Genomic DNA, 21,983 nt, shown 5'->3' with positions numbered 1-21,983 from the left:
AGAATCCGCAGTGGATTAAAACCTGACTTTTCAGGTGAACTCGACTGTGCCTAAAGATGTCCTATGCAACTGCTTAAAAATTTGAACGGCAAACAGAAAGCACTGGTTTTGCTCGTTCTTGCGCTGATACTAATTGCCATTTGGCTATTCATCGGAGACGGCAAGAAAAACAACCCGGCCAAGTCAGCGCAAAATGCTCCTGTCCCAGAAGTGATCACTGCGGGCTCACTTCGCTATGAGACTGGTGCGCCTCAACTTGCATTGATCAAGTCACAGGACATTCCGCTTTCGTCCATTCCGATGGCAGATGAACTGAGTGCCCGTATATCCTATGACGACGATGTCACAGCCCGTCTCACCCCCAGTTTTTCAGGCCGCATACTCGAAATCAAGGCCGCCCCGGGCGATATCGTTAAAACTGGGCAAGTTCTGGCAGTCATCGACTCGCCGGACTTCGGTTTGGCGCAAGCAGATGTGACTAAAGCCCGTGCTGATGAAAAGCGCAAACAACTTGCACTTAAAAGGGCCAAGGATCTTGTACCGGGGGAAGCCATCTCGAACCGGGATTATGAATCGATTCAGGCAGATTATGCCCAGGCCCAAGCCGAAACAGCTAGAGCCGAACAGCGTCTTAAAAACCTGAACCCGCATGACCTGAAGATCATCGGTCAGAAAGTCATCATGGCGAGCCCCATGAATGGCGTCGTCACCGAACGCAATGCCTCGGCAGCACAAGAAGTAAGTCCCGGGATGACCTCGCCGCTGTTCGTGGTGACAGACCCCAAGCGACTCTGGCTTTATATTGACCTGCCTGAAACTTATCTGGGTCAAATCAAAATTGGTAGTGACGTCTCCGTGACGAGCGATGCCTACCCTGAACAAATTTTTAAAGCCAAAGTGACGCAACTGGGTCAGGTAATCAACCCGAATACGCGTCGCGCCACTGTGCTTGCGCGCATCGACAATCAGGAAGGTAAATTGCTGCCCGAAATGTTCGTGCGTGCGGCCGTTCTGCAAAACAGTGGACAAGGCGTACGCGTACCCAACGAGTCACTGATTATTCGCGGCATTTACACCTATGTCTTTGTCGAAAACAAGCCGGGCGAATTCAGTCTGAGGCAAGTCAAGCTGCTCAAACGCGGCATCGACTTCAGCTATGTGGGCGAAGGACTTAAGGGCGATGAGCGGGTTGTCACCAAAGGTGCCCTGCTTCTCGATGCAGAACTGATTTCACGCGCCGGCGAAAAATAATGATTGACCGTCTCATTGTTTTTGCGATGACACAACGCGTGTTTGTGCTCGTCCTGGTGGCCGCGCTGATCGGTTTTGGGGGCTATGCGTTATCGAATCTACCTATCGAAGCGTTTCCCGATGTGCAAGACGTTCAAGTCAGGGTGATTTCCCAGCTCTCAGGCCAGGCTCCCGAAGACATGGAACGGACAGTGACCTTACCGATTGAGCGTGAGGTGGCTGGCATTCCGAATCTGACAAACATCCGATCTGTCACCATGACCGGTCTGTCGATTGTCACGCTGACTTTTGCCGAGGGAACAGATAATTACTTCGCCAGACAGCAAACAATGGAGAAGCTGTCGACAGTCTCTCTGCCAACAGGCGTGCAACCTCAACTCGCCCCTTTGTCGACAGCAGTGGGTGAAGTCTATCGCTACTCTATTGTCGCTCCCGGATACAACGATACCGAAATCAGGACTATTCAGGACTGGGTTGTCCGCCCCGCCTTGAGAATGACTCCCGGCGTTGCCGATATTGTCAGTTTTGGCGGAGCCATCAAAGAGTTCCATATCAATGTGGATCCTTTGGCCTTGCGCAAATACCAGATCACCCTGAGTCAACTGAGCCAGGCGATAGGCAACGGCAACAGCACCGCAGGTGGCGGAATGGTTCGCCTTGGCGACGCCTCACTGGTTGTGCGCTCATCAGGTCTGTTCAACAGTCTGGACGACATTCGCAAGGTCGTCATCGCGGCCCGTCAAGGCCAGTCGATTACTGTTGGCGATGTCGCCAAAGTCACCGAATCCGAACGCCCGCGTTACGGCATCGTCGCAGTGGACAATCAGGACAGCGTGATTGAAGGTGTTGTCTCGATGACAAAAGGCGGCAATCCATCAAAAATAAACGCAGCGCTCAAAGAGCGTATTGAACAATTGCAGCACAAACTGCCTGAGGGCGTAAAAATCACCCCGATTTACGATAGAACCGAACTGGTTTCGCATACTGTTTCAACAGTGATTCACAATCTGATCGTCGGTGCCTTGCTCGTTTTTGCTGTGCTGGTGTTGTTTCTGTCCAGCTGGATTGCTGCCATGGTGGTGGCCGCGGTCATTCCGCTCGCCCTGCTTTTCGCTTTTATCCTGATGAATTCACTTGGTGTCTCAGCCAACCTGATTTCATTGGGGGCGGTCGATTTCGGCATCATCATCGACAGTGCGGTGGTCATCGTCGAAGCGCTCATGGTTCGCCTCATGCATACAGGTTCGAGTGAGGCGTCACCCAGAGCCGCAGCCAGTCAGCGCATGCATGCCTTGCACAGAACCCTTTCAGATATGTCTCGCCCTGTGCTGTTTTCCAAGGCAATCATCATTCTGGCATTCGTACCGATCTTTACCTTTCAGCGGGTAGAAGGAAAGATTTTTACACCGGTTGCACTGACTCTGACATTCGCCCTGATCGGCGCTGTACTGCTCACATTCACACTGCTACCCACCCTGCTTGCCTATGTCGTGCAATGGAAACCCTTGGTTGAAAAACACAAGCCCTGGCTCGACAGTCTGCAGGATCGCTATCGTCAGATTGTGATCTACGTGATGGCCAATGCGAAGAAGGCGATACTTTATTCAAGCATCCCGGTCGTCGTGACTTTCGCCTTGGCCACGCGCATGGGTAGCGAATTTATGCCCAAGCTGGATGAAGGCAATATTTGGCTCAGCATCACCTTGCCCACATCATCATCGCTTGAAAATACTAAAGAGGTAGAACGTCTGGTCAGAGCCAAACTTCTCGAATATCCGGAAGTGTCGCGGTTTATATCCCAGGTTGGACGCCCGGATGATGGATCCGACCCCAAGGGTCCCAACAATCTTGAAAACCTGATCGATCTGAAACCAAGAGATCAATGGCGTTTCGATAACAAAGAGCAACTTGTCAGCAGCATGTCAAAGGCGCTGTCTGTCATTCCCGGAATCTCGACCAATTTTTCTCAGGTGATACAGGACAACGTCGAAGAATCCTTATCGGGATTCAGGGGCGAAATCGTCGCCAAGATTACCGGCAATAAGCTTGAAATCCTTGAAGAAAAAGCAGCTCAAGTCGTATCGGTCATTCAGGGCATTCGCGGCGCAACAGACGTCGAAGCATCAAAAATCGGAGGCCAATCGGAAATCGTCGTGATCCCTGATCGTGCAAAACTGGCCCGTTATGGCATCTCGATCGCGGATGTCAGTGCTCTGGTGACCCAGGCCATGTCAGGTGCATCGGTCACTGGCTTTTACGATGCAGACAAACGTTTTGATGTCGTTGTGCGCATGGATCCCCAACATCGCAATAGCATTGATGCGATTGCGAACCTTCAACTTGATCTACCCGGTACACAGGTCGGTAACGGCACAGGCACCATTTCTCTTGGTGAAGTTGCAAATATCGAAGTTCGCGAGGGCGCATCACGGATTCTTCGGGAAGCTGGTTCACGCATCGTCATCGTCAAAGTCAATCTGATCGGTCGGGATCAAGGCAGCTTTGTTGCCGAAGCTCAGAAAAAAGTCGCTGAGCAAGTCAAGCTACCTCCCGGCTACCAACTAAGCTGGGGGGGCCAGTTCGAGAATTCGCAACGAGCCGCCAAGAGATTGATGGTGATTATTCCTTTGACGGTTTTATTGATCTTCTCGCTACTGTTCTGGGCCTTCCGTTCGATCAGGCTTGCTAGCCTGGTGATCGGCATGCTTCCCTTCACCCTGATTGGCGGACTTGCCGCACTGGCATTAGGCGGACTGAACCTTTCGGTATCCGCTGCTGTCGGCTTTATTGCTGTTGCGGGAATTTCAGTTCAAAACAGCGTCATCATGGCTGAGGAAGTCCTGCTCAGGCTACGCGATGGCGAAACATCGGCCAATGCGATTTTGGAGGGGGCGGTCTCGCGACTGCGTCCGATTTTGATGACGGCCCTGATGGCAGGACTTGGATTGCTTCCTGCTGCGCTGTCCCAGGGTATTGGAAGTGAGACGAATCGCCCTTTTGCTTGCGTGATTGTGGGCGGCATTCTCACCGGAACAATTTTCATGCTTTTAATTTTGCCAGCCGCTCTGAAATTGTTCGGCAATTTCTCCGAGGAGGCTGACAGTCATGATCAATAAATTTGCCAGCTCGCCCAAACTCACAACTGTACTGGTGTGTATGACGTTAGCGGGTTGTGCCGTAGGTCCGGACTATGCCCGCCCTAAACTTGCCGAGTCCAGCGGTTACGCCGTTGGCTCGGTCACAGCTCAGTCAGAGTCCGGCCAATCATCTAAAACGTCCAGTATCACAGCTCAAAAATTTGCCATTGAAGCCGATATCCGCAACGATTGGTGGACACTTTTCCAATCCCCAAAGCTCAATACGCTAATCGAAGATGCGTTCAAGGCAAATCCGACAATTGAGGTTGCACAGCGCGCATTAAATGCGGCGCAGCAAAATGTGGCGGCTCAGCAAGGCTTTTTCTATCCGACAATTGGCGCCGGCTATACCCCGTCTCGTACCAAGCTTCCCGGCAACCTGAGCTCGAATGCGCCTGGAATTCAGGGAGATGGATCCGTAATCAGCGGCTATCAAGGAACACCTGCAAGCGAAGGCGGCACCCCTCCCTACAACGGCGCGACGATTTATAACTTTCAAACTGCTCAGTTAACGGTGGGTTTTGTGCCGGATGTATTCGGTGCGAACCGGCGGGCGGTCGAGTCGACGCAGGCGCTTGCCAATGCTCAAAAATATCAACTGCAAGCAGCTTATGTGACGCTGGCCACCAATATTGTGGCCGCAGCGATTCAGGACGCCATGCTCAGACAGCAGATCGCGATCACAAAAGATATGATCGACGCCAATCAAGCTGCAGTCGTACTGGTGCAGCGCCAGAAAAACGCCGGCTTCGCCTCGCAACTTGAGCTATCCATGCAACAAAGTGCACTTGGACAAGTTCGTCAACAGTTACCGCCGTTGCAAAAACAATTCGAACAGAATCGCGACCTGCTGCGCGTTCTGGCCGGACTGACGCAAGACAAGCCAATACCTGGTTTCGCTTTGGATGAGCTGAAGCTTCCGCGAGAGCTTCCCCTCACCTTGCCTGCCCGATTGGTCGAACAAAGACCTGACGTCAAAGTCGCTGAGGAACAGCTTCGCGCCGCAAACGCCCAGATTGGTGTGGCGCGTGCGGCTCGTCTGCCTCAGATTCTCATCAATGGATCACTGGGAGGCACTGCCGCGAACTTCAACCAGATGTTCTGGAGCAGTAGCGGAATGTTCTTCGATTTGGTTCTTGGTATCGCACAACCGATTTTCGATGGTGGCACCCTCAAGGCACGAGAATTCGCCGCGAGCGAGACAATGAAACAAGCGGCGGCACAATATCGATCCACCGTGCTGACAGCATTCCAGAACGTGGCTGACACGCTTCACGCAATCGAAGCCGATACACGTGCGGTTGAAGTGGCAGACGACCTGACAGTGTCGTCAAAACGCGCTTACGACCTAACTCAACGGCAGCATGCGAATGGTTATCTCGATCGTTTAGCATTGATTAATGCCCAACAAACATATCAGCAAGCACTACTAAACTCAACACAGGCTCAGGCGAATCGCCTGGGGGATTCTGCCGCGCTCTTTCAGGCACTAGGTGGCGGATGGTGGAATGGTCCGGAAGCAAAGGTACCTGATACCAATCCCTTGCCATTCGACCTGAATGTTGCCCAGAACCAGGACTAAAGACAAAAGGACCTGATTTCACTGAAGACGCGCGTGGCATCTTCAGGCTGAAGACAAGTAAAATAACCGGTTGTCTTAATTAAACCGGTTTTCTTATCATTAATACGCCATTAGTCACTCTATTCGAAACCCCGCCGGATTTACCGGCTGATCAGGGGACGTTTGCCGATCTTGTAGAACAGGCACAAAATCTGGCACACAAACTGGCCGCGATGCGCACGCTGGTTGACACGCATCGTGTCGCCTACTGGGGTGTGCTGCGTCCATTACAAAATCGTAAATCCGGCCTGAAGCGCGCCATTACAATGATGCTGGACAAACGCTTATCCGAAGGAGGATTAAGCGCCAAACAACAGCGTATGGTTCAACGAATTATCTGCAGAACAGCAAAAGAGTTCGCCATGCAAGGTGACGCCGATATGCGGGCATTGCACGATAAATATAGCGAGGAAACGCTCACCGAAATCGAAAAGGCTCAGGCTGCCGAGGCACAGGCTTATTTTGAACGGATGATGGGCGAATCGCTAGACGAAGAAGACGAGTTCGACAATATCGATGACGTACTTCACGCAAGCATCGAACGCATGCGAAAACAGGCTGAAGCCAAGGCAAAGGCTAAAGAAAGAAGACAAAAACGCAAAAACAAAAAATCGGATCAAAACGCGCCCGAATTCGATCAAGGCGATATCGATATTCAGGCAAGCTTGAGGACACTATATCGGCAACTCGCCAGCGTTTTGCATCCTGACCGCGAAAGTGATCCGGAAACTAAAAAACGCAAAACTGATCTGATGAGCCAAGCCAACACTGCCTATGGTCGAGGGGATTTATTTTCTCTGCTGCAGTTGCAAATCAAGGCCGACATGACGCAGAACCAGATTGCAGCGACACTTGCCCGAAATAATATCTATGCCCTGACCGGTTTGATCGAGCAAAGAATCTCAGCACTCCAACAAGAAATCAGGGATCTGGAATTTGAAACCGTTGCGGAATTTGTCTTGCCGTCTGCCGTATCAATTACCGAATCGGCCCTCAAATCGCATCTGACCAAAAAACAGCGAGATTTACAGAGCGACATCATCGGACTAAAAGAAGACATGACGGAAATAGAAAGCAATGCAGGACTCAAGCGCTGGTTAAAGCACCAAGACGAAGACATTTAATATGATTGGAGGATTTCTGAACGACAATGCCGTCATTGTCTGGAATCGCGTTTCCAGAAACGGAAACCGCTCGCGGCAAAAAAACCACCTGCAATCAGGATGGCGACCAAGTATAGTTGTCGGAATCCATTCATAAAAGCCTGCTTTGGACTGAGCCCATCCTGTAGGCCCAGCATCTGGCCATGGTCAAGCACCCATAACCACAACAAAGCTCCGGTAATGATGCCCAGAGTACGCGTCAACACCGTCAAACTGCCGGCAACGCCGCGCGAGGTGATCGGCAGCTCGGCCACGACCCAATCCGTATAGGCGACTTGAAACAATCCAAGTCCAATGCCCTGCATCATGATGCTGATAAGCATGACAGGCAAAGAGACCTGTGCAGTCCAGAACGCGACAAATACTAGGCCCAGGATGCTCAGCCAGGCGGACATAAATGCAGTCTGATGAACACCCAGTCTTTTGATAACCAAGCCTGCAAAAAAAGAACCGATCAAAGTCCCGCTTGCCCAAATGGCCAAAACACCTCCGGTTTCAGTCGGACTCCACAAGGCAACGCGCGTTAGATAATAAGGAAGAATAAGTGGAACACTAAAGCTGCACAATTGAATGATGACATTGGCCAGATTGATCCAGCCAAAATTCTGACCATTTTTGAACACATCAAAGAGAATCACCAAAGTCGATCTGGATACTTCGACGGATGAACGAGCGAACCTTGGCTGCCTGAAATGTGCATGAATCAAAGGCAAGGAAAATAAAGCCACTAAAGCGATAGGAATACGAAACCAGAAAACGCCGGCCCATCCCATCCATTCAATGCAGTAACCTCCGATCACCGGTGCCATCACTCCCGACAATGCCGTCAAGCCACCATAAACCGACAAGGCACGGGTGCGTTGATCCGCTGGAAACATCGCGATAATTAATGCAGGGGAACACGACAACAGTAATGCCATCGCCACACCTTGCAAAATCCGAGCAACCACAAGCCAGGGATAAGTCGGGGATAAGGCACAGAGAACGGTTGATACTGCCGCCAGAATCAACCCCCAGCGAAATACCTTCAAATGACCGACCCGATCTCCAATCGCACCAAACCAGATCACAAGGCTGCCATACGTTACGACGTAACACAGAGCAATCCAGCGAATATCCTGAGTCGCAATACCAAAAGCATCGGTAATTGCGGGAAAAGCAATATTGACGGAAAAATCCAAAGGCGCAAGCGAAGCGCCAAGTCCAATTATCAGCAGGCCAAATAAGTTCAAGGTATTAAGTCGCCGGAAAGTATTTCAGTTTCGCGGACTAATAAAGGAGCGATCAGGTTATTGATCTTACTTGATTCCGGGAAGACTACGGATGACACACAGGTATTTCGGGTGCGCGCAACGCCCTGTAAATGGGCCATTTTCAAAAATTTGGCTTTTAATTCCGCGTTGTCCGAAAAGACACAATCCGTCAGTTCCAATGCCCCCAAATCAATTGCCAAACCTCCGCCAAGTATTTTCGAGGCGGATTCCTTCAATGACCACATCATGGTCAGGGCAGCGATGTACGCGACTTCAGACTGATTGAGGGCACTTTGCCTTTCATCACGAGTGAGTTGAGACTCGATCGCATCCAGATTGCGCTCCGAGATCGCTTCGCAATCGACCGCTGCAGGCCAGGCTGCAGGAGCGACCAACGCGAGCGCACCCGAATCGGAATGGCTAATCGACAACGTCACCGGAGGATGAGACCGCTCGAGAAATTGGGCAATGGGCTGGCCAAACACCCCTGGCAATATGGCCCACTGGACAGCATTACCCCCGAAGGCTGAAATCAATGCGCTTTTTGCCGCCCAGCGTCCACGCAGATAGCTTTCTCTTCTGCGATCAGACGTCATACCGTCCAGCATGCGCTGCTCTGCTGGATTGAGATAGGTTGGTGATTGAGTGCTTAACCACTGATAGGGTTCGGAAGAAGCAGCCAGAGTCATTTCGCCAGTGTAGGACTGACGCGAATATTCGACCCTGTAATTGAAAAGCGCCATTTCAGCTAATGAGCTAGTGTAAAAATCGATGGTTTTGAAATTTTATCGATTATAGCCAACGGTCTGGATCAGCACGGCAAGCCTACAGCCAGATCTTCCGGTGATCATCACACAAGATAAATTCAATTACTGATCTATCCTGCTTTTCTGAAAGTCAGATTGATTCGTTGACTTCCCCATGCGGGATCATGCCCCTGCCCAAGCGACATGACACCATGAAACCTCAATCTAGCCGGACCGCCCCAGACCAGCACATCACCATGGTGCAAAAGCAATTTGCTTACCGGGTCGGATCGCCTCAGTCCTCCAAACATGAAAACAGCAGGCAAACCAAGAGATACCGAGACGATTGGAGCTGAGAAATCCAGTTCGTTCTTATCTTGATGCAACGACATTTTGTTGCCAGGCATATAGCGGTTAATCAGGCATGCATCCGGTTTGTAATGATCGAATCCCGCTTTTGCCGCGGCGCAACTGGCTAATTGTAAAAATGAATCCGGCATTTTTGGCCAAGGGAGATCCGATATCGGATCACGGCGGACATAGCGATAACCATATTCATCGCTATGCCACCCCAAATCACCGCAACTGGTCGTCGTGACAGACATTTTGAGTCCACCGGGTGTGGTCAACTGACGATAAGGTGATTGTTGATCAATTTTGTTGATTTCCCTTTTCAGGGCTTCGGACTGTTGCAAGGCAAACCCATGCAACAGTACAACTCCCGAATCCAGTATCTCGACTCCCGGCTGCGCATGATTTGCGTCCGAAAAAAGATCGCTCATCAGCTTTGTGTGATGTCCAGCTTGGCCACGCCGAGCGCAAGGGTTTTAAGGCCAACTTCGCGAAACTGAATCTGGGCTTGCGCTTCTAAGCCGCTGCCTGATAAGCCAATGATGGTTCCCTCGCCAAAGCGCGCGTGTTTTACACCCTGGCCCACTCGAAACTGTTGAGATCCTACTGTGACCCCTGAAGTAACTGATCGAGCTGGAAGCGGCGTCATTCGACCGGTAGAGGGTCGACCAAACGCATCCGCACCCGAATGCAATGCTCCCTTCCACCTTGGTTCTGTTTCGCTGAATCCCTGCTTGGGAGTAATCCACTTCAAGTGCTCATCCGGGACCTCGGACAAAAAGCGCGAACGCATTGCATAGCGTGTCTGGCCATGCAACATGCGGCTTTGCGCAAGACTGAAATACAACCGCTCGCGCGCACGCGTGATCGCGACATACATCAACCGACGCTCTTCTTCGAGACCTGATGGATCGCTTGCGCTATTTTCATGAGGAAACAGTCCTTCTTCCATTCCTGTGATGAATACTGCGTCGAACTCAAGTCCTTTTGCTGCGTGCACGGTCATCAACTGAACAGCATCCTGTCCGGCTTGGGCCTGGTTATCTCCCGCCTCAAGAGCAGCATGAGATAGAAAGGCCATCAAAGGCGATAGCCCATCAAATCCCTCTTGCATCGGATCTATCGCGATCTGGTCCGCGTCGTCCATCGTTTCAATATCGAGAGGATCACCGACTGTCTGACGAACTCTGTTCACAATGACGCCCGCAGGCAGGCCACTCATATCAGCTTCAATTGCAAAAGCGGCTGCAGCATTGACCAGTTCGTTCAGGTTTTCAACCCTGTCCGCACCTTCCCTGTCCTGGTTGTAATGCTCGATTAAACCGCTGTGTGCAATCACATGATCGACAAGTTCAGGCAAAGGCAAGGACCGGGTTTCATGTCCCATCTGCACAATTTTCATGACGAACTGCGCAAGATTGGAGCCGCCCTTGCCGGGAACGCGCGCAACAGCCTGTGCAAGGCTTGTATTGAATGACTGAGCCTGATCGCTCAGGATTTCCAAGGTTCGCGCACCGATTCCTCTCGGAGGAAAATTCACAACCCGCATGAATGAGGTGTCATCATCGATGTTTGCCATTAGCCGCAAATAGGCCAAAGCATGTTTGATTTCCTGTCGCTCAAAAAAGCGCAAGCCACCGTAAACCTTGTAAGGAACACCCGAGCTATTTAGGGCATGCTCGATGACACGTGATTGTGCGTTACTTCGATAAAGGACGGCAATCTGACTGCGATTGTGACCATCCGAAATCAAACCTCGAACCTCATCAACCAGCCATCTAGCTTCAAGGCTGTCGCTGGGCTGTTCAACCACGCGAATCTGTTCGCCCGCACCTTGTTCGGTCCAGAGGTTCTTACCCAAGCGACTGCTATTGTGAGTGATCAGCGCATTGGCTGCATCCAGGATATGTCCATAAGACCGGTAATTCTGTTCGAGACGAATGACAGTCCCTCGAGCGTAATCTCTTTCGAAATCAGCCATATTTCCGACGTTGGCGCCACGAAATGCGTAAATGGACTGATCGTCGTCACCCACGGCAAATAGGCTCGCACCGCCACCAGCCAACAATGTCAGCCACTTGTACTGCAGTGTGTTCGTATCCTGAAACTCATCAATCAAAATGTGCTTGAATCGGCGCTGATAGTGCGATCGAACCGGCTCATTACGCGATAGCAACTCGTAAGAGCGAAGCAACAATTCCGGAAAGTCGACCACCCCTTCCCGGGCGCACTGTGCTTCATAAAGTTCGTAGATTTCGATCATCCGGCGACGAAAACTATCGTAGGCTTCAACAGCGGATGGTCTCAGGCCCTCTTCTTTCGCACCATTGATGAAACGCTGTACATCGCGTGCAGGATACTTGTCGTCATCGATACCGTTTGCTTTAAGCAAACGCTTGATTGCAGATAACTGATCCGCGGTATCCAGTATTTGAAATGCCTGGGGCAATGATGCATCTCGATGATGCGCACGCAGCATCCGATTGCACAAACCATGAAATGTACCAATCCACATCCCACGAATATCGATTGGCAGAATGCCCGAGACACGGGCAAGCATTTCCCGCGCGGCTTTATTAGTAAAAGTAACTGCCAAGATCCCAAGCGGGCTGACTTGTCCGGTCTGGATTAACCATGCCATCCGGGTTGTCAGCACCCGGGTCTTCCCGCTGCCGGCACCTGCAAGCACTAATGCGTGCTGAGGTGCCAGAGTAACAGCTTCACGCTGCGGTGTATTGAGCTTGTCGATCATGCCGCATAGCGGCGTAAACGCTGAGCGAACTCCTCGAGACTGGCTATACCGCTTTGTTGCGCACGCTGACACCAGCTTTGCAGTTCGTGAAGCAACTGTTCGCTTGATGCAGTTGAACTATCCCAGAGCTTAACGAGATCATGACGCATTTGCACCAGTGTCGAGAGTGACTGGTTTTGAGCAATTGCCTGTTCGATTCGGGCGCGCTCTGCGGGAGCGAGGTTTTCTTCACCACGACCGAGCCAATGCGTCGCCGCAGCCAACGCTTCTGCCTTATCGGTTTTGTTGGCAACCTTTAATCGATCAAGTTCGGCCTTGCAGGCGTTTTTCATGATGCCCGTGTAACGAGCCAGAATTTCATAGCGATGGGCGATGACACCTTGCAATGTTCTGTGATCAATGCCTTTTTTACCTGTTGCCTCAAGTCGCACGCGAGGCGCAACTTTTTTGATTTTGGCCAAACCAACTGCCCTAAGACCGAGGATGTATAACCAGCCAATATCCAACTCGTACCATTTGCTCGAAAACTTGGCAGAGGTGCCATAGGCATGATGATTATTGTGGAGCTCTTCTCCACCAATCAGGATGCCGATCGGAAACACGTTTGTGCTGGTGTCAGGGGATGCAAAGTTACGATAGCCCCAATAATGACCAATTCCGTTCACCACGCCTGCGGCCCAGAAAGGAATCCATGCCATCTGAACTGCCCAGATCGTCAAACCAATCGCACCAAACAACGCCAAATCGATAATCAGCATCAGCAAAATGCCGCGCGCGCTGTAACGGGTATAGATGTTGCGCTCGATCCAGTCATCAGGAGTGCCATGACCGAACTTTGAAAGGGTTTCAGCGTTTTTTGATTCATGACGGTAAAGTTCGGCACCGCTGAACATGACTTTACCAATACCGTAGATCATCGGAGAGTGCGGATCGCCTTCACGCTCACAACGGGCGTGATGCTTGCGATGAATGGACACCCACTCTTTGGTCACCATCCCGGTTGTCATCCAGAGCCAGAATCTGAAGAAATGCATCACTACAGGGTGAAGATCCAACCCGCGGTGCGCCTGACTGCGATGCAGAAAGATTGTCACTGCCGCGATCGTGATGTGAGTCATCACGAGGGTAAATACAACAACCTGCCACCAAGAGGCCTGAAGTAAACCGCCGGCGGCAAAGGAGATGATTTCATTCATATGTTCAGAAAACCCGCAATATCATTAACAGTGCAGGATTTTAACCCACAGGACGGATTTGGAACAGTTAAAAAGAACGTCACTTTGAGCAATATCAACAAAATGAATGTAATTTAACTGCAAATTAACAGAATTTAAGCACTTTGAATTTCAGTTACATCGGATTTCTTAGGTTCGATGGCAGTTTGGCGTCTTTCGAAAACCGCGGCAAAAAAGCCATCTGTGCCATGAACGTCCGGTCTAAGCTTCAAATAAGGGCCATCAATCCTGAGTTCGGTGCGTGCAGCGAGCAATGCTGCCGAATCGATCAGCTCAAAATCGGGGTGGGCCGACAAAAAGCGATCAACCTGCTGTTCGTTTTCCTCTTCAAGAATGCTGCAAGTCGCATAAACCAGACGTCCGCCTGGCATCACGCAGCGAGAGGCGCTTGCAAGAATGCGGGCCTGAAGCTCGACAAGCTCAGCCAGACTTTGCTCGGACTGACGCCATTTGAGGTCCGGATTACGCCGCAACGTTCCGATTCCGCTGCACGGGGCATCAACCAGAACACGATGAGCCTTTCCCGCCAGTCTGCGAACACGCGTATCGTTTTCATGATCGATGGCCACGGGCACCACATTGGAAAGCCCGCTTCGGGCGAAACGGGGTTTTGCCTTGGCCAACCGGGTCGCCGACACGTCGAATGCATACAAACGACCTGTTGATCGCATTAATGCCCCCAACAGTAACGTCTTACCTCCCGCTCCGGCACAAAAATCAATCACCATTTCCCCGCGCTTAGGTCCGACTAACAGCGCCAGAAGCTGACTGCCCTCGTCCTGCACTTCAATCAATCCGTGTTCGAATTGATGCCATTTATTCATGGCAGGTCGCCCTTTAAGGCGGATACCCCAGGGCGAATAAGGCGTAGCGACCGGTGCGTGGCGCACGGCGTTACCCTTTTTCAGATCAGCCAGCATTTCATCCCGATCCGCCTTGAGAGGATTGACCCGAATATCAAGGGAAGCTGCCTGATTCAACGACTCTGCCAAAGATTGCGAATCCTCCATATGCTTGATTCGGTCATACAACCAATCCGGCAAACTGGTCCTGACCTGAACAGGCAATGAAAGCAAATCAATCTGTCCAATCCTGTCTAGCCAGGCGATTTCGCCTTCATCGAGCACCGCACGAACCTTTTCAGGCTCCATCGTAGCGATTGCGCCTTGAATGGCCAATCTGCGCACCGCATTGCCCACACCGCTTTCGCCAAACTGACGATAACGGCGCAAGTTTCTTAACACATCGTATACAGCCTCAGCGACCTCCGCCCGATCTCGTATGCCCAGGCTCTTATGTTCCCTGAACCAGTGAGACACGACCGAATCGGCAGCGAAGCGCCAGGTCAACACCTCGTCCAAAACCTTGCGAATCTGATCCAGACGAATCGCCATGGCCGGTTGACGGGGCTTTGGCACATAGGTGGATTGAACGGGGCGATCGGCACGCGCTAAATCCGAGCCGGGCGGATTAATTGCTTCGCGGCTAGGCGATCGAGATGAAGATCGCTGTCCGTGCGGTTGGGCGTTTAGCAGCCTTTGCGTCGCGGATCCGGGTTTACGCTGGGCCGAAGCATTTTTTTGGGGATGCCCTTTGCGCCCGGATGAACTTGAATCCTTCAATTTGACTGCTCCGTATAAAACATTCTCGATTCGACCGCGTCGACCGCGACACGCTGATCAGAAAGCAAATGAACACGCCCCTGGGACAACCAGACGGCAACCTGTGTATAGACCGTATGCTCGACTCCAAGCACACGCGCAGCGAGAGATTCGGGTGAATCACCCGCATACACAGGCACCACACCCTGAGCAATGATGGGGCCATGGTCAAGCACAGGTGTCACAAAATGCACAGTGCAGCCGTGAGCTTGCACCCCGGTGGCCAGCGCTTGGGCATGGGTATGCAAACCAGGAAAAGCTGGCAAAAGAGAAGGATGGATATTGATCAGTTTTCCTGAAAACTTCTCGACAAAGCCTGGAGTGAGTACACGCATGAAACCAGCCAGCAAAACATAATCCGGAGAATAGCGTCCGATCGATTCGGCCAACTTGGCGTCGAAAGCCTCCCGACTGGCAAAGTCTTTATGGGAAATTGCTGCTGTTTGAATGCCTTGAGCCTGCGCCCATGCGAGTCCGGCCGCATCGGGGCGATTTGAAATCACGGCGGCAACATCGGCAAGACATACTCCCGACTGGCACGCGCGAACAATCGACTGCATGTTCGATCCCTTGCCGGAAATCAAAATCACGAAGCGGGGACGAATAAAATTGGTGTCTGGCATGGTTATCCACAAACAAATCAGCCTGAAATTGTAAACTGTTGCCCGTGAATACATCCTTAAGAATTTATCGACGGCCTGCGCCGCCCTCTGCCCGCGTATCGACCGCCCTGTCAATCGGAAATTTTGACGGAGTGCATCGCGGTCATACCGCTATGCTCGACCAAGTGTGCCAGGCGGCCAAACGACTCAGCCTCCTGCCAACCGTTCTCACCTTTTCGCCCCATCCTCGCGAATATTTCTCTGCGCTGCATCATCGCCCGGAGCTGTCTGTTCCAACCATTTCAGGCCTAAGGGACAAACTCACCGCGCTGGCCAATGCCGGTATCGAGCAGGTGATTCTTGCCCGATTCGATCGCCACATGGCCGAAATGCCTGCAGCAGACTTTATCAAGCGATTCCTGGTTGAGGAATTAAGCGTCAGATGGCTGCTGGTCGGTGAAGACTTCCGTTTTGGTCGACAACGCACGGGTGATGTCTCGATGCTAAAAGAGATAGGGCGCGAGCTAGGTATGGAGGTATGTACCATGGCGGACGTCACCGATGCGCATGGACACAGGATTTCGAGCTCGGAGGTTCGATCCGCTCTGGCTGCAGGTGACCTGAAACATGCGGCCCACCTGCTCGGCCGCAACTTCGGCATCTCAGGCCACGTTATTCACGGCAAAAAGCTCGGTCGCACCTTGAACATGCCCACCATGAACTTGCGTGTCACACCCAAGTGCGCGGCGCGGTCTGGAATTTATGTGGCAAAAGTGTACGGTCTGGCCCCTGGTCCTCTTCCCGGGGTAGCCAGCCTGGGGGTGAGGCCAAGCGTCGAAGACAACGGACGTATTCTGCTCGAAACCCACGTTTTCGATACCTCAGTTGAAGCTTACGGTAAACTCATACGCGTCGAGCTCCTGCAGCATTTGCGGGACGAAGAAAAGTTTCCTGATCTCCCAACCTTGACCGCCGCCATGCATGCCGATGCGCAGCATGCGCGAGCCTACTTTGCGCTCCATGGACTATAAAAACACTCTTAACTTGCCCGATACAACGTTTCCAATGCGTGGCGATCTGCCCAAGCGCGAGCCAGGCTGGGTAGCACAATGGAAAGAAAAACGCGTTTATCAGGCGATACGCCAGGCAAGCGCCGGACGCCCCCCTTTCCTGCTCCATGATGGCCCGCCGTATGCCAACGGTGATATTCACATTGGTCACGCAGTCAACAAAATCCTGAAAGACATCATCATCAAAAGCCGCAACATGGCCGGCTACGATGCAGCGTATGTACCCGGATGGGATTGTCACGGCATGCCGATCGAAATTCAGATCGAAAAGAAATTCGGCAAGCATCTTCCTGTGGCCGAGGTCCAGGCCAAGGCACGTGCCTATGCGCTTGAGCAGATCGAAAGGCAGAAAAAAGATTTCGAACGTCTGGGTGTATTGGGCGACTGGGATCGGCCTTATCTGACCATGAATCACAGCAACGAAGCGAATGAAATTCGCGTGCTGGGAAAAATCCTCGAAAAAGGCTATGTATTCAGGGGGCTAAAGCCCGTGAACTGGTGTTTCGACTGTGGTTCGGCTCTGGCCGAGGCCGAAGTCGAATACGCTGATCGTCAGGATCCTGCTGTTCACATTGCGTTTCCATTCGCCAACCGCGAAGCGATTGCAAAAGCATTTGAGATTCCTTCCGCCGAGGCCGGGGCAATTGTCATCTGGACCACCACTCCCTGGACAATTCCTTCCAATCAAGCCTTGAATATTCACCCCGAATGTGAATATGCCCTTGTCCGTGTTTCACCGGCACCGGCAACGGGTGAATTGCTGCTGATCGCGGCTGATCGAGTCAAGGACTGCCTCGAAGAATGGGGCATGCAAGGCGAGATCATTGCAAAATGTCTGGGCCAGGCACTCAATCTAGTAGAGTTTGAGCATCCACTGGCAAACTTCGACGCGGGCTACAAGCGCAAGTCCCCGATTTATCTGGGCGACTATGTCACGCTCGATACCGGCACAGGTGTGGTTCACTCCGCGCCGGCCTATGGCGTTGAAGACTTCTTGTCATGCAAAGCACATGGGATGAAGGATGCGGACATTCTGAATCCAGTCATGGGTGATGGCAAATACGCAGCAAGTTTGCCCGGCTTTGGTGGAATGACCATCTGGGAAGCCAATCCAAAGATTGTCGAGGCATTGAAACAAGCTGGCACACTCATCAAGCATGAGTCGCACAAGCACAGCTACATGCACTGCTGGCGTCACAAAACCCCGGTTATTTATCGTGCAACATCGCAATGGTTCGCGGGCATGGACGTCGAACCCAAGGATGGCAAACCTACTTTACGCCAATCCGCACTGGCTGCAATTGATGCGACTGCTTTTTATCCCGCATGGGGGCGTGCCCGCCTGCATGCCATGATCGCAAATCGTCCAGACTGGACATTGTCGCGCCAACGCCAGTGGGGTGTCCCAATGGCGTTCTTTGTTCACAAGGAAACCGGAGCACTTCATCCGGACACCCCTGCCTTGCTCGAACAAATCGCAAAGCGGGTCGAAAAGGACGGAATCGAGGCCTGGCAGGCCATTGAGCCCTCAGACCTGCTCAGCGCCGAAGATGCGAAGCATTATGAAAAAAATCGCGACACGCTTGATGTCTGGTTCGACTCCGGCAGTACCCATGCAACAGTCCTTGGTGGCGAAAACGACACCTTTGCCGGATCACATGGCGAACTAACCTGGCCTGCCGACATGTACCTTGAAGGATCCGATCAACACCGCGGTTGGTTCCATTCGTCACTGCTGACAGGTTGCATGCTGGCCGGGCGAGCCCCTTACAAAAGTCTGTTGACTCATGGTTTCGTCGTCGATGGACAAGGCCGCAAAATGAGCAAGTCCGTCGGCAACGTGATTGCTCCGCAAAAAGTGTCGGACAGTCTGGGTGCCGAAATCCTGCGCCTATGGGTTGCATCCACGGATTACTCAGGTGAATTATCCATCTCCGATGAAATTCTCAAGCGAGTTGTCGAAGGATACCGGCGTATCCGCAATACACTGCGCTTTTTACTGGCCAACTTGGCCGATTTCGATGCTTCAAAAGATGTGATCCATCCGGCGGATATGCTTGAAATCGACCGCTACGCTGTCTGGATGACCGCACAAATGCAGGCTGAAGTACTGCGTTCATACGAACAATACGACTTCCATCCTGCCATGTCCCGATTGCAGACATTCTGCTCTGAAGATCTGGGTGCCTTTTACCTGGATGTGCTGAAAGATCGTCTGTACACATCTGCACCGCGCAGCCAGGCTCGTCGTTCGGCTCAAAGCGCGTTGTTGCACATTACGCAGACATTGCTCAAACTCATGGCGCCAGTACTTTCGTTTACTGCCGAGGAAGCCTGGAGCATTCTGCTTAATTCGACGCTGGCGTCTACTGATCTCAAAAACAGGATCACAATATTTACTGAGTGCTACCATGCATTGCCCGAGATGCCCGATGCCGATAAACTCGACGTCCGCTGGTCTCGCTTGCGCGAGATCCGCGCCCAAGTGATGCGTAAGCTCGAAGAACTCAGAACTGCCGGATCCATCGGCTCTTCGCTGCAAGGCGAGGTCGAGCTGACAGCAAGCGGTGACGAGTTGGCGCTCCTGCAAAGTGTTGCTGATCAATTGCCATTTATCTTCATTGTTTCGCGCGTCAGTGTAGAGGCCGGCAACGGCGAACTGAATATTTCAATCGCGCCTTCGGGCCACCAGAAGTGTGAGCGGTGTTGGCATTATCGTGACGATATCGGTCAGGATGCCGCACATCCGCACATTTGCGCCCGCTGCGTATCCAGCCTGAATGAAGCGGCAAAACAGTAACCAAGCGCATACAGAACGGTCAGCCCCGATGAGGCTGGCCGGCTGGCTGTCGATTTCCATCCTTGTCCTGATCGCCGATCAAGTGACCAAGCTCTGGTTTGACAGTCATCTGTTTCCGGGACAACGAATCAATGTGTTGCCATTTTTTGACTTCACTCTGATGTTCAACCCGGGAGCCGCATTTAGTTTTCTTGCCGATCAACCCGGATGGCAAAGATGGTTTTTTTCCGGACTCGGCATTTGCGCATCGATTTTCATCCTGTGGCTAATGGGACGACCCCACAACAGCAGACGCTTCATGTTGGCGCTCAGTCTAATTCTGGGGGGCGCGATTGGTAACGTGATAGATCGCATTCTTTATGGACAGGTCATCGATTTTCTGTTGTTCTATTGGCAAACTTGGTATTACCCTGCTTTCAATCTTGCGGACTCCGCCATCACTGGCGGAGCGATCCTGCTGATTGTCGATGAACTACTAAGCCTCAGAGGTCAACGTGCTAGATCTTAAAGACAAACGGATTGTGCTTGGCATGAGCGGCGGAATCGCCTGCTATAAATCCGCCGAACTCGTACGCCGGCTGATCGAACGTGGCGCGACGGTCGATGTTGTCATGACTGATGCTGCGACGCACTTCATCACTGCCGTGACCATGCAAGCCCTGTCCGGTCGTCCGGTTTTTCTTGACCAATGGGATCCACGCATGCCGAACAATATGGCACACATTGATTTGTCGCGTGGTGCGGATGCCATTCTGATTGCACCTGCCTCTGCGGACTTTTTGGCAAAACTCGCCCAGGGCCGTGCGGATGACCTGCTCTCCACGCTCTGCCTTGCCAGAGCATGTCCATTGCTGGTTGCTCCAGCAATGAACCGCGAAATGTGGGCGGCCGCTCCGACCCAACGCAATATCGACCAACTCATCGCCGATGGCGTTGATGTACTTGGTCCCGGATCCGGTTCCCAGGCATGCGGGGAAATCGGTGATGGCCGCATGCTGGAAGCTTCGGAACTTGTTGTCGAACTGATTGCTTTTTTTCAGCAAAAATCGCTTCTCGGCAAATCCGTTTTGATTACGGCTGGACCAACCTGCGAACCCATCGATCCGATACGCGTCATCACAAACCGATCATCCGGAAAAACAGGCTATGCGCTTGCGCGTGCTGCCTGGGAAGCCGGCGCGCAGGTCACACTCGTATCCGGGCCAACCGCATTGCCCGCGCCCTATGGCGTCAATCGTATTTGCGTAGAAACCGCACAGCAAATGCACGATGCGGTCATGGATCAAATTCAAGATCAGGATATCTTTATTTCTGTGGCTGCCGTTGCAGACTGGCGTGTTGCGAATATCGCGACAGATAAGTTGAAAAAAGATGGCAACAACCCGCCCAGCCTTTCTTTTGTAGCCAATCCCGACATTTTGGCCACGGTCGCCGCGATACCAAACGGACCTTGGTGCGTAGGCTTTGCCGCTGAAACCGAAAGGCTTTCCGAATATGCGAATCAAAAACGACTACGCAAAGGCATACCGATGCTGATCGGCAATCTTGCCCAAAATGTCATGGACGCAGATCACACGACAGTCTCGATCTTCGATGACCAGGGCGAACACGTGCTTGCCACCAGCACCAAACAAGACGTAGCCAGGCAATTGATCCGTGCCATCGCCGAGCGTCTGCCCTCCTCGATGCAAAAGCCTTGACCGACGCCGGACGATGGAAGCCCTGATCGCACAGGCAGCGGATTTTATACGGGACAACAGTCAATGGGCTGGCTTGCTGATCGGTTTACTGACCTTTGGCGAATCCATGTTCATTATCGGAGTATTAATCCCTGCCACGGCCTTACTTTTGATGGCAGGCGGATTGATCGGAGCCGGTACGCTTCCCATGTTTACGACCCTGCTATGGGGATACGCAGGAGCGATCATTGGCGATGCTTTGTCTTATCAAATCGGTAAATGGATGGGGCCAAGTGTATTGCGATGTCGTCCGCTTAAAAATCAAAGACGAAACATCGCGAAAGCACGACTGTTTTTTTATCGCTATGGCTTCCTAGCCGTTCTTGTAGGACGTTTTCTAGGTCCGCTGCGCAGCACGGTGCCAACGGTAGCGGGAGTGATGGGGATGCCGGCATTTCGATTCCAGGCCGCAAATATCCTTTCCGCAATCTTTTGGGTTCCTGGTTTACTTGCGCCAGGATATCTGGCGGTGCAAACGGCACAATATTCAAATCTCACACAAGCTCAGACTCTTTACTCGGTCATCGGGCTGACAGTCATGTTCGGATTGTGCATATCGATCGTCGTCGCTCGACGACGTCCCAAAAACAAAAGGAAATAAT

The 21,983-nt window shown here is 52.1% G+C and carries 16 protein-coding genes; 9 read left to right on the top strand and 7 right to left on the bottom strand.

Going from position 1 to position 21,983, the window contains the following annotated elements:
* Positions 1 to 63 precede the first annotated feature (63 nt).
* The 4 genes from G3I67_RS00695 (at position 64) to G3I67_RS00680 (ending at position 7,133) form a co-directional block, all read left to right on the top strand.
* On the top strand, positions 64 to 1,251 hold the full coding sequence (locus tag G3I67_RS00695) for an efflux RND transporter periplasmic adaptor subunit (protein WP_163651070.1): 1,188 nt from the start codon (positions 64 to 66) through the stop codon (positions 1,249 to 1,251).
* Positions 1,251 to 4,367: an efflux RND transporter permease subunit gene (locus G3I67_RS00690; RefSeq protein WP_163651069.1), complete on the top strand. Its 3,117-nt coding sequence runs from the start codon at positions 1,251 to 1,253 to the stop codon at positions 4,365 to 4,367. Before G3I67_RS00695 ends, G3I67_RS00690 begins: the two co-directional genes overlap by 1 nt.
* Positions 4,357 to 5,970 carry an efflux transporter outer membrane subunit gene (locus tag G3I67_RS00685; protein WP_203583499.1) on the top strand — a complete coding sequence of 538 codons (1,614 nt, stop codon included), beginning with the start codon at positions 4,357 to 4,359 and terminating at the stop codon, positions 5,968 to 5,970. The genes G3I67_RS00690 and G3I67_RS00685 overlap by 11 nt, the downstream gene beginning before the upstream one ends.
* 212 nt (positions 5,971 to 6,182) lie before the next feature.
* Positions 6,183 to 7,133 carry a hypothetical protein gene (locus tag G3I67_RS00680; protein ID WP_163651068.1) on the top strand — a complete coding sequence of 317 codons (951 nt, stop codon included), beginning with the start codon at positions 6,183 to 6,185 and terminating at the stop codon, positions 7,131 to 7,133.
* A 32-nt stretch (positions 7,134 to 7,165) separates the two neighbouring features.
* On the opposite strand, the gene G3I67_RS00675 is transcribed toward G3I67_RS00680, so the two are convergent.
* The 7 genes from G3I67_RS00675 to purN form a co-directional block, all read right to left on the bottom strand.
* Positions 7,166 to 8,404, bottom strand: a complete 1,239-nt coding sequence (locus tag G3I67_RS00675) for an MFS transporter (RefSeq protein ID WP_163651067.1) — start codon at positions 8,402 to 8,404, stop codon at positions 7,166 to 7,168.
* Positions 8,401 to 9,168, bottom strand: a complete 768-nt coding sequence (locus G3I67_RS00670; RefSeq protein ID WP_163651066.1) for a 4'-phosphopantetheinyl transferase family protein — start codon at positions 9,166 to 9,168, stop codon at positions 8,401 to 8,403. Before G3I67_RS00670 ends, G3I67_RS00675 begins: the two co-directional genes overlap by 4 nt.
* A 134-nt stretch (positions 9,169 to 9,302) precedes the next feature.
* A complete protein-coding gene (gene alkB, locus G3I67_RS00665; RefSeq protein ID WP_163651065.1) occupies positions 9,303 to 9,953 on the bottom strand; it encodes a DNA oxidative demethylase AlkB in 651 nt (216 codons plus the stop codon).
* Positions 9,953 to 12,274: a UvrD-helicase domain-containing protein gene (locus tag G3I67_RS00660; RefSeq protein WP_163651064.1), complete on the bottom strand. Its 2,322-nt coding sequence runs from the start codon at positions 12,272 to 12,274 to the stop codon at positions 9,953 to 9,955. Before G3I67_RS00660 ends, alkB begins: the two co-directional genes overlap by 1 nt.
* Positions 12,271 to 13,470, bottom strand: coding sequence for a DesA family fatty acid desaturase (locus G3I67_RS00655; RefSeq protein ID WP_163651063.1), 1,200 nt, complete (start codon positions 13,468 to 13,470; stop codon positions 12,271 to 12,273). Before G3I67_RS00655 ends, G3I67_RS00660 begins: the two co-directional genes overlap by 4 nt.
* Before the next feature lie 134 nt (positions 13,471 to 13,604).
* Complete coding sequence (locus tag G3I67_RS00650; protein WP_163651409.1) at positions 13,605 to 14,903, bottom strand: RsmB/NOP family class I SAM-dependent RNA methyltransferase; 1,299 nt, start codon at positions 14,901 to 14,903, stop codon at positions 13,605 to 13,607.
* A gap of 224 nt (positions 14,904 to 15,127) precedes the next feature.
* The gene (gene purN / locus G3I67_RS00645) at positions 15,128 to 15,793 is read right to left on the bottom strand and encodes a phosphoribosylglycinamide formyltransferase (RefSeq protein ID WP_163651062.1); all 666 of its coding nucleotides are present in this window, start codon (positions 15,791 to 15,793) and stop codon (positions 15,128 to 15,130) included.
* Between the two features lie 44 nt (positions 15,794 to 15,837).
* Between purN and G3I67_RS00640 the strand changes: the two genes are divergently transcribed.
* The 5 genes from G3I67_RS00640 to G3I67_RS00620 are packed head-to-tail and all read left to right on the top strand — an operon-like array spanning position 15,838 to position 21,982.
* A complete protein-coding gene (locus tag G3I67_RS00640) occupies positions 15,838 to 16,803 on the top strand; it encodes a bifunctional riboflavin kinase/FAD synthetase (protein WP_163651061.1) in 966 nt (321 codons plus the stop codon).
* Positions 16,793 to 19,642 carry an isoleucine--tRNA ligase gene (ileS, locus tag G3I67_RS00635; protein ID WP_163651408.1) on the top strand — a complete coding sequence of 950 codons (2,850 nt, stop codon included), beginning with the start codon at positions 16,793 to 16,795 and terminating at the stop codon, positions 19,640 to 19,642. The genes G3I67_RS00640 and ileS overlap by 11 nt, the downstream gene beginning before the upstream one ends.
* Positions 19,623 to 20,150, top strand: a complete 528-nt coding sequence (gene lspA, locus G3I67_RS00630; protein WP_163651060.1) for a signal peptidase II — start codon at positions 19,623 to 19,625, stop codon at positions 20,148 to 20,150. The genes ileS and lspA overlap by 20 nt, the downstream gene beginning before the upstream one ends.
* Complete coding sequence (coaBC, locus tag G3I67_RS00625) at positions 20,137 to 21,342, top strand: bifunctional phosphopantothenoylcysteine decarboxylase/phosphopantothenate--cysteine ligase CoaBC (RefSeq protein WP_163651059.1); 1,206 nt, start codon at positions 20,137 to 20,139, stop codon at positions 21,340 to 21,342. The genes lspA and coaBC overlap by 14 nt, the downstream gene beginning before the upstream one ends.
* A gap of 13 nt (positions 21,343 to 21,355) precedes the next feature.
* Positions 21,356 to 21,982 (top strand): DedA family protein, encoded by a 627-nt coding sequence (locus tag G3I67_RS00620; RefSeq protein ID WP_163651058.1) that lies wholly within the window; start codon positions 21,356 to 21,358, stop codon positions 21,980 to 21,982.
* Position 21,983 lies beyond the last annotated feature (1 nt).

It is taken from the genome of Sheuella amnicola (assembly GCF_010499255.1).
In the GTDB taxonomy this organism is placed as follows: Bacteria; Pseudomonadota; Gammaproteobacteria; order Burkholderiales; family Burkholderiaceae_B; genus Zwartia; species Zwartia amnicola.
This window is presented reverse-complemented; position numbering and strand designations above follow the sequence as displayed.

What these genes read in the sequence shown, in the direction of transcription:
- G3I67_RS00660 (WP_163651064.1), bottom strand. Translation starts at nt 12,274, where the DNA reads ATGATCGACAAGCTCAATACACCGCAGCGTGAAGCTGTTACTCTGGCA.
- G3I67_RS00670 (WP_163651066.1), bottom strand. Translation starts at nt 9,168, where the DNA reads ATGGCGCTTTTCAATTACAGGGTCGAATATTCGCGTCAGTCCTACACT.
- purN (WP_163651062.1), bottom strand. Translation starts at nt 15,793, where the DNA reads ATGCCAGACACCAATTTTATTCGTCCCCGCTTCGTGATTTTGATTTCC.
- alkB (WP_163651065.1), bottom strand. Translation starts at nt 9,953, where the DNA reads ATGAGCGATCTTTTTTCGGACGCAAATCATGCGCAGCCGGGAGTCGAG.
- ileS (WP_163651408.1), top strand. Translation starts at nt 16,793, where the DNA reads ATGGACTATAAAAACACTCTTAACTTGCCCGATACAACGTTTCCAATG.
- G3I67_RS00650 (WP_163651409.1), bottom strand. Translation starts at nt 14,903, where the DNA reads ATGGCGATTCGTCTGGATCAGATTCGCAAGGTTTTGGACGAGGTGTTG.
- G3I67_RS00655 (WP_163651063.1), bottom strand. Translation starts at nt 13,470, where the DNA reads ATGAATGAAATCATCTCCTTTGCCGCCGGCGGTTTACTTCAGGCCTCT.
- G3I67_RS00620 (WP_163651058.1), top strand. Translation starts at nt 21,356, where the DNA reads ATGGAAGCCCTGATCGCACAGGCAGCGGATTTTATACGGGACAACAGT.
- lspA (WP_163651060.1), top strand. Translation starts at nt 19,623, where the DNA reads ATGAAGCGGCAAAACAGTAACCAAGCGCATACAGAACGGTCAGCCCCG.
- G3I67_RS00695 (WP_163651070.1), top strand. Translation starts at nt 64, where the DNA reads ATGCAACTGCTTAAAAATTTGAACGGCAAACAGAAAGCACTGGTTTTG.
- G3I67_RS00680 (WP_163651068.1), top strand. Translation starts at nt 6,183, where the DNA reads ATGCGCACGCTGGTTGACACGCATCGTGTCGCCTACTGGGGTGTGCTG.
- G3I67_RS00690 (WP_163651069.1), top strand. Translation starts at nt 1,251, where the DNA reads ATGATTGACCGTCTCATTGTTTTTGCGATGACACAACGCGTGTTTGTG.
- G3I67_RS00685 (WP_203583499.1), top strand. Translation starts at nt 4,357, where the DNA reads ATGATCAATAAATTTGCCAGCTCGCCCAAACTCACAACTGTACTGGTG.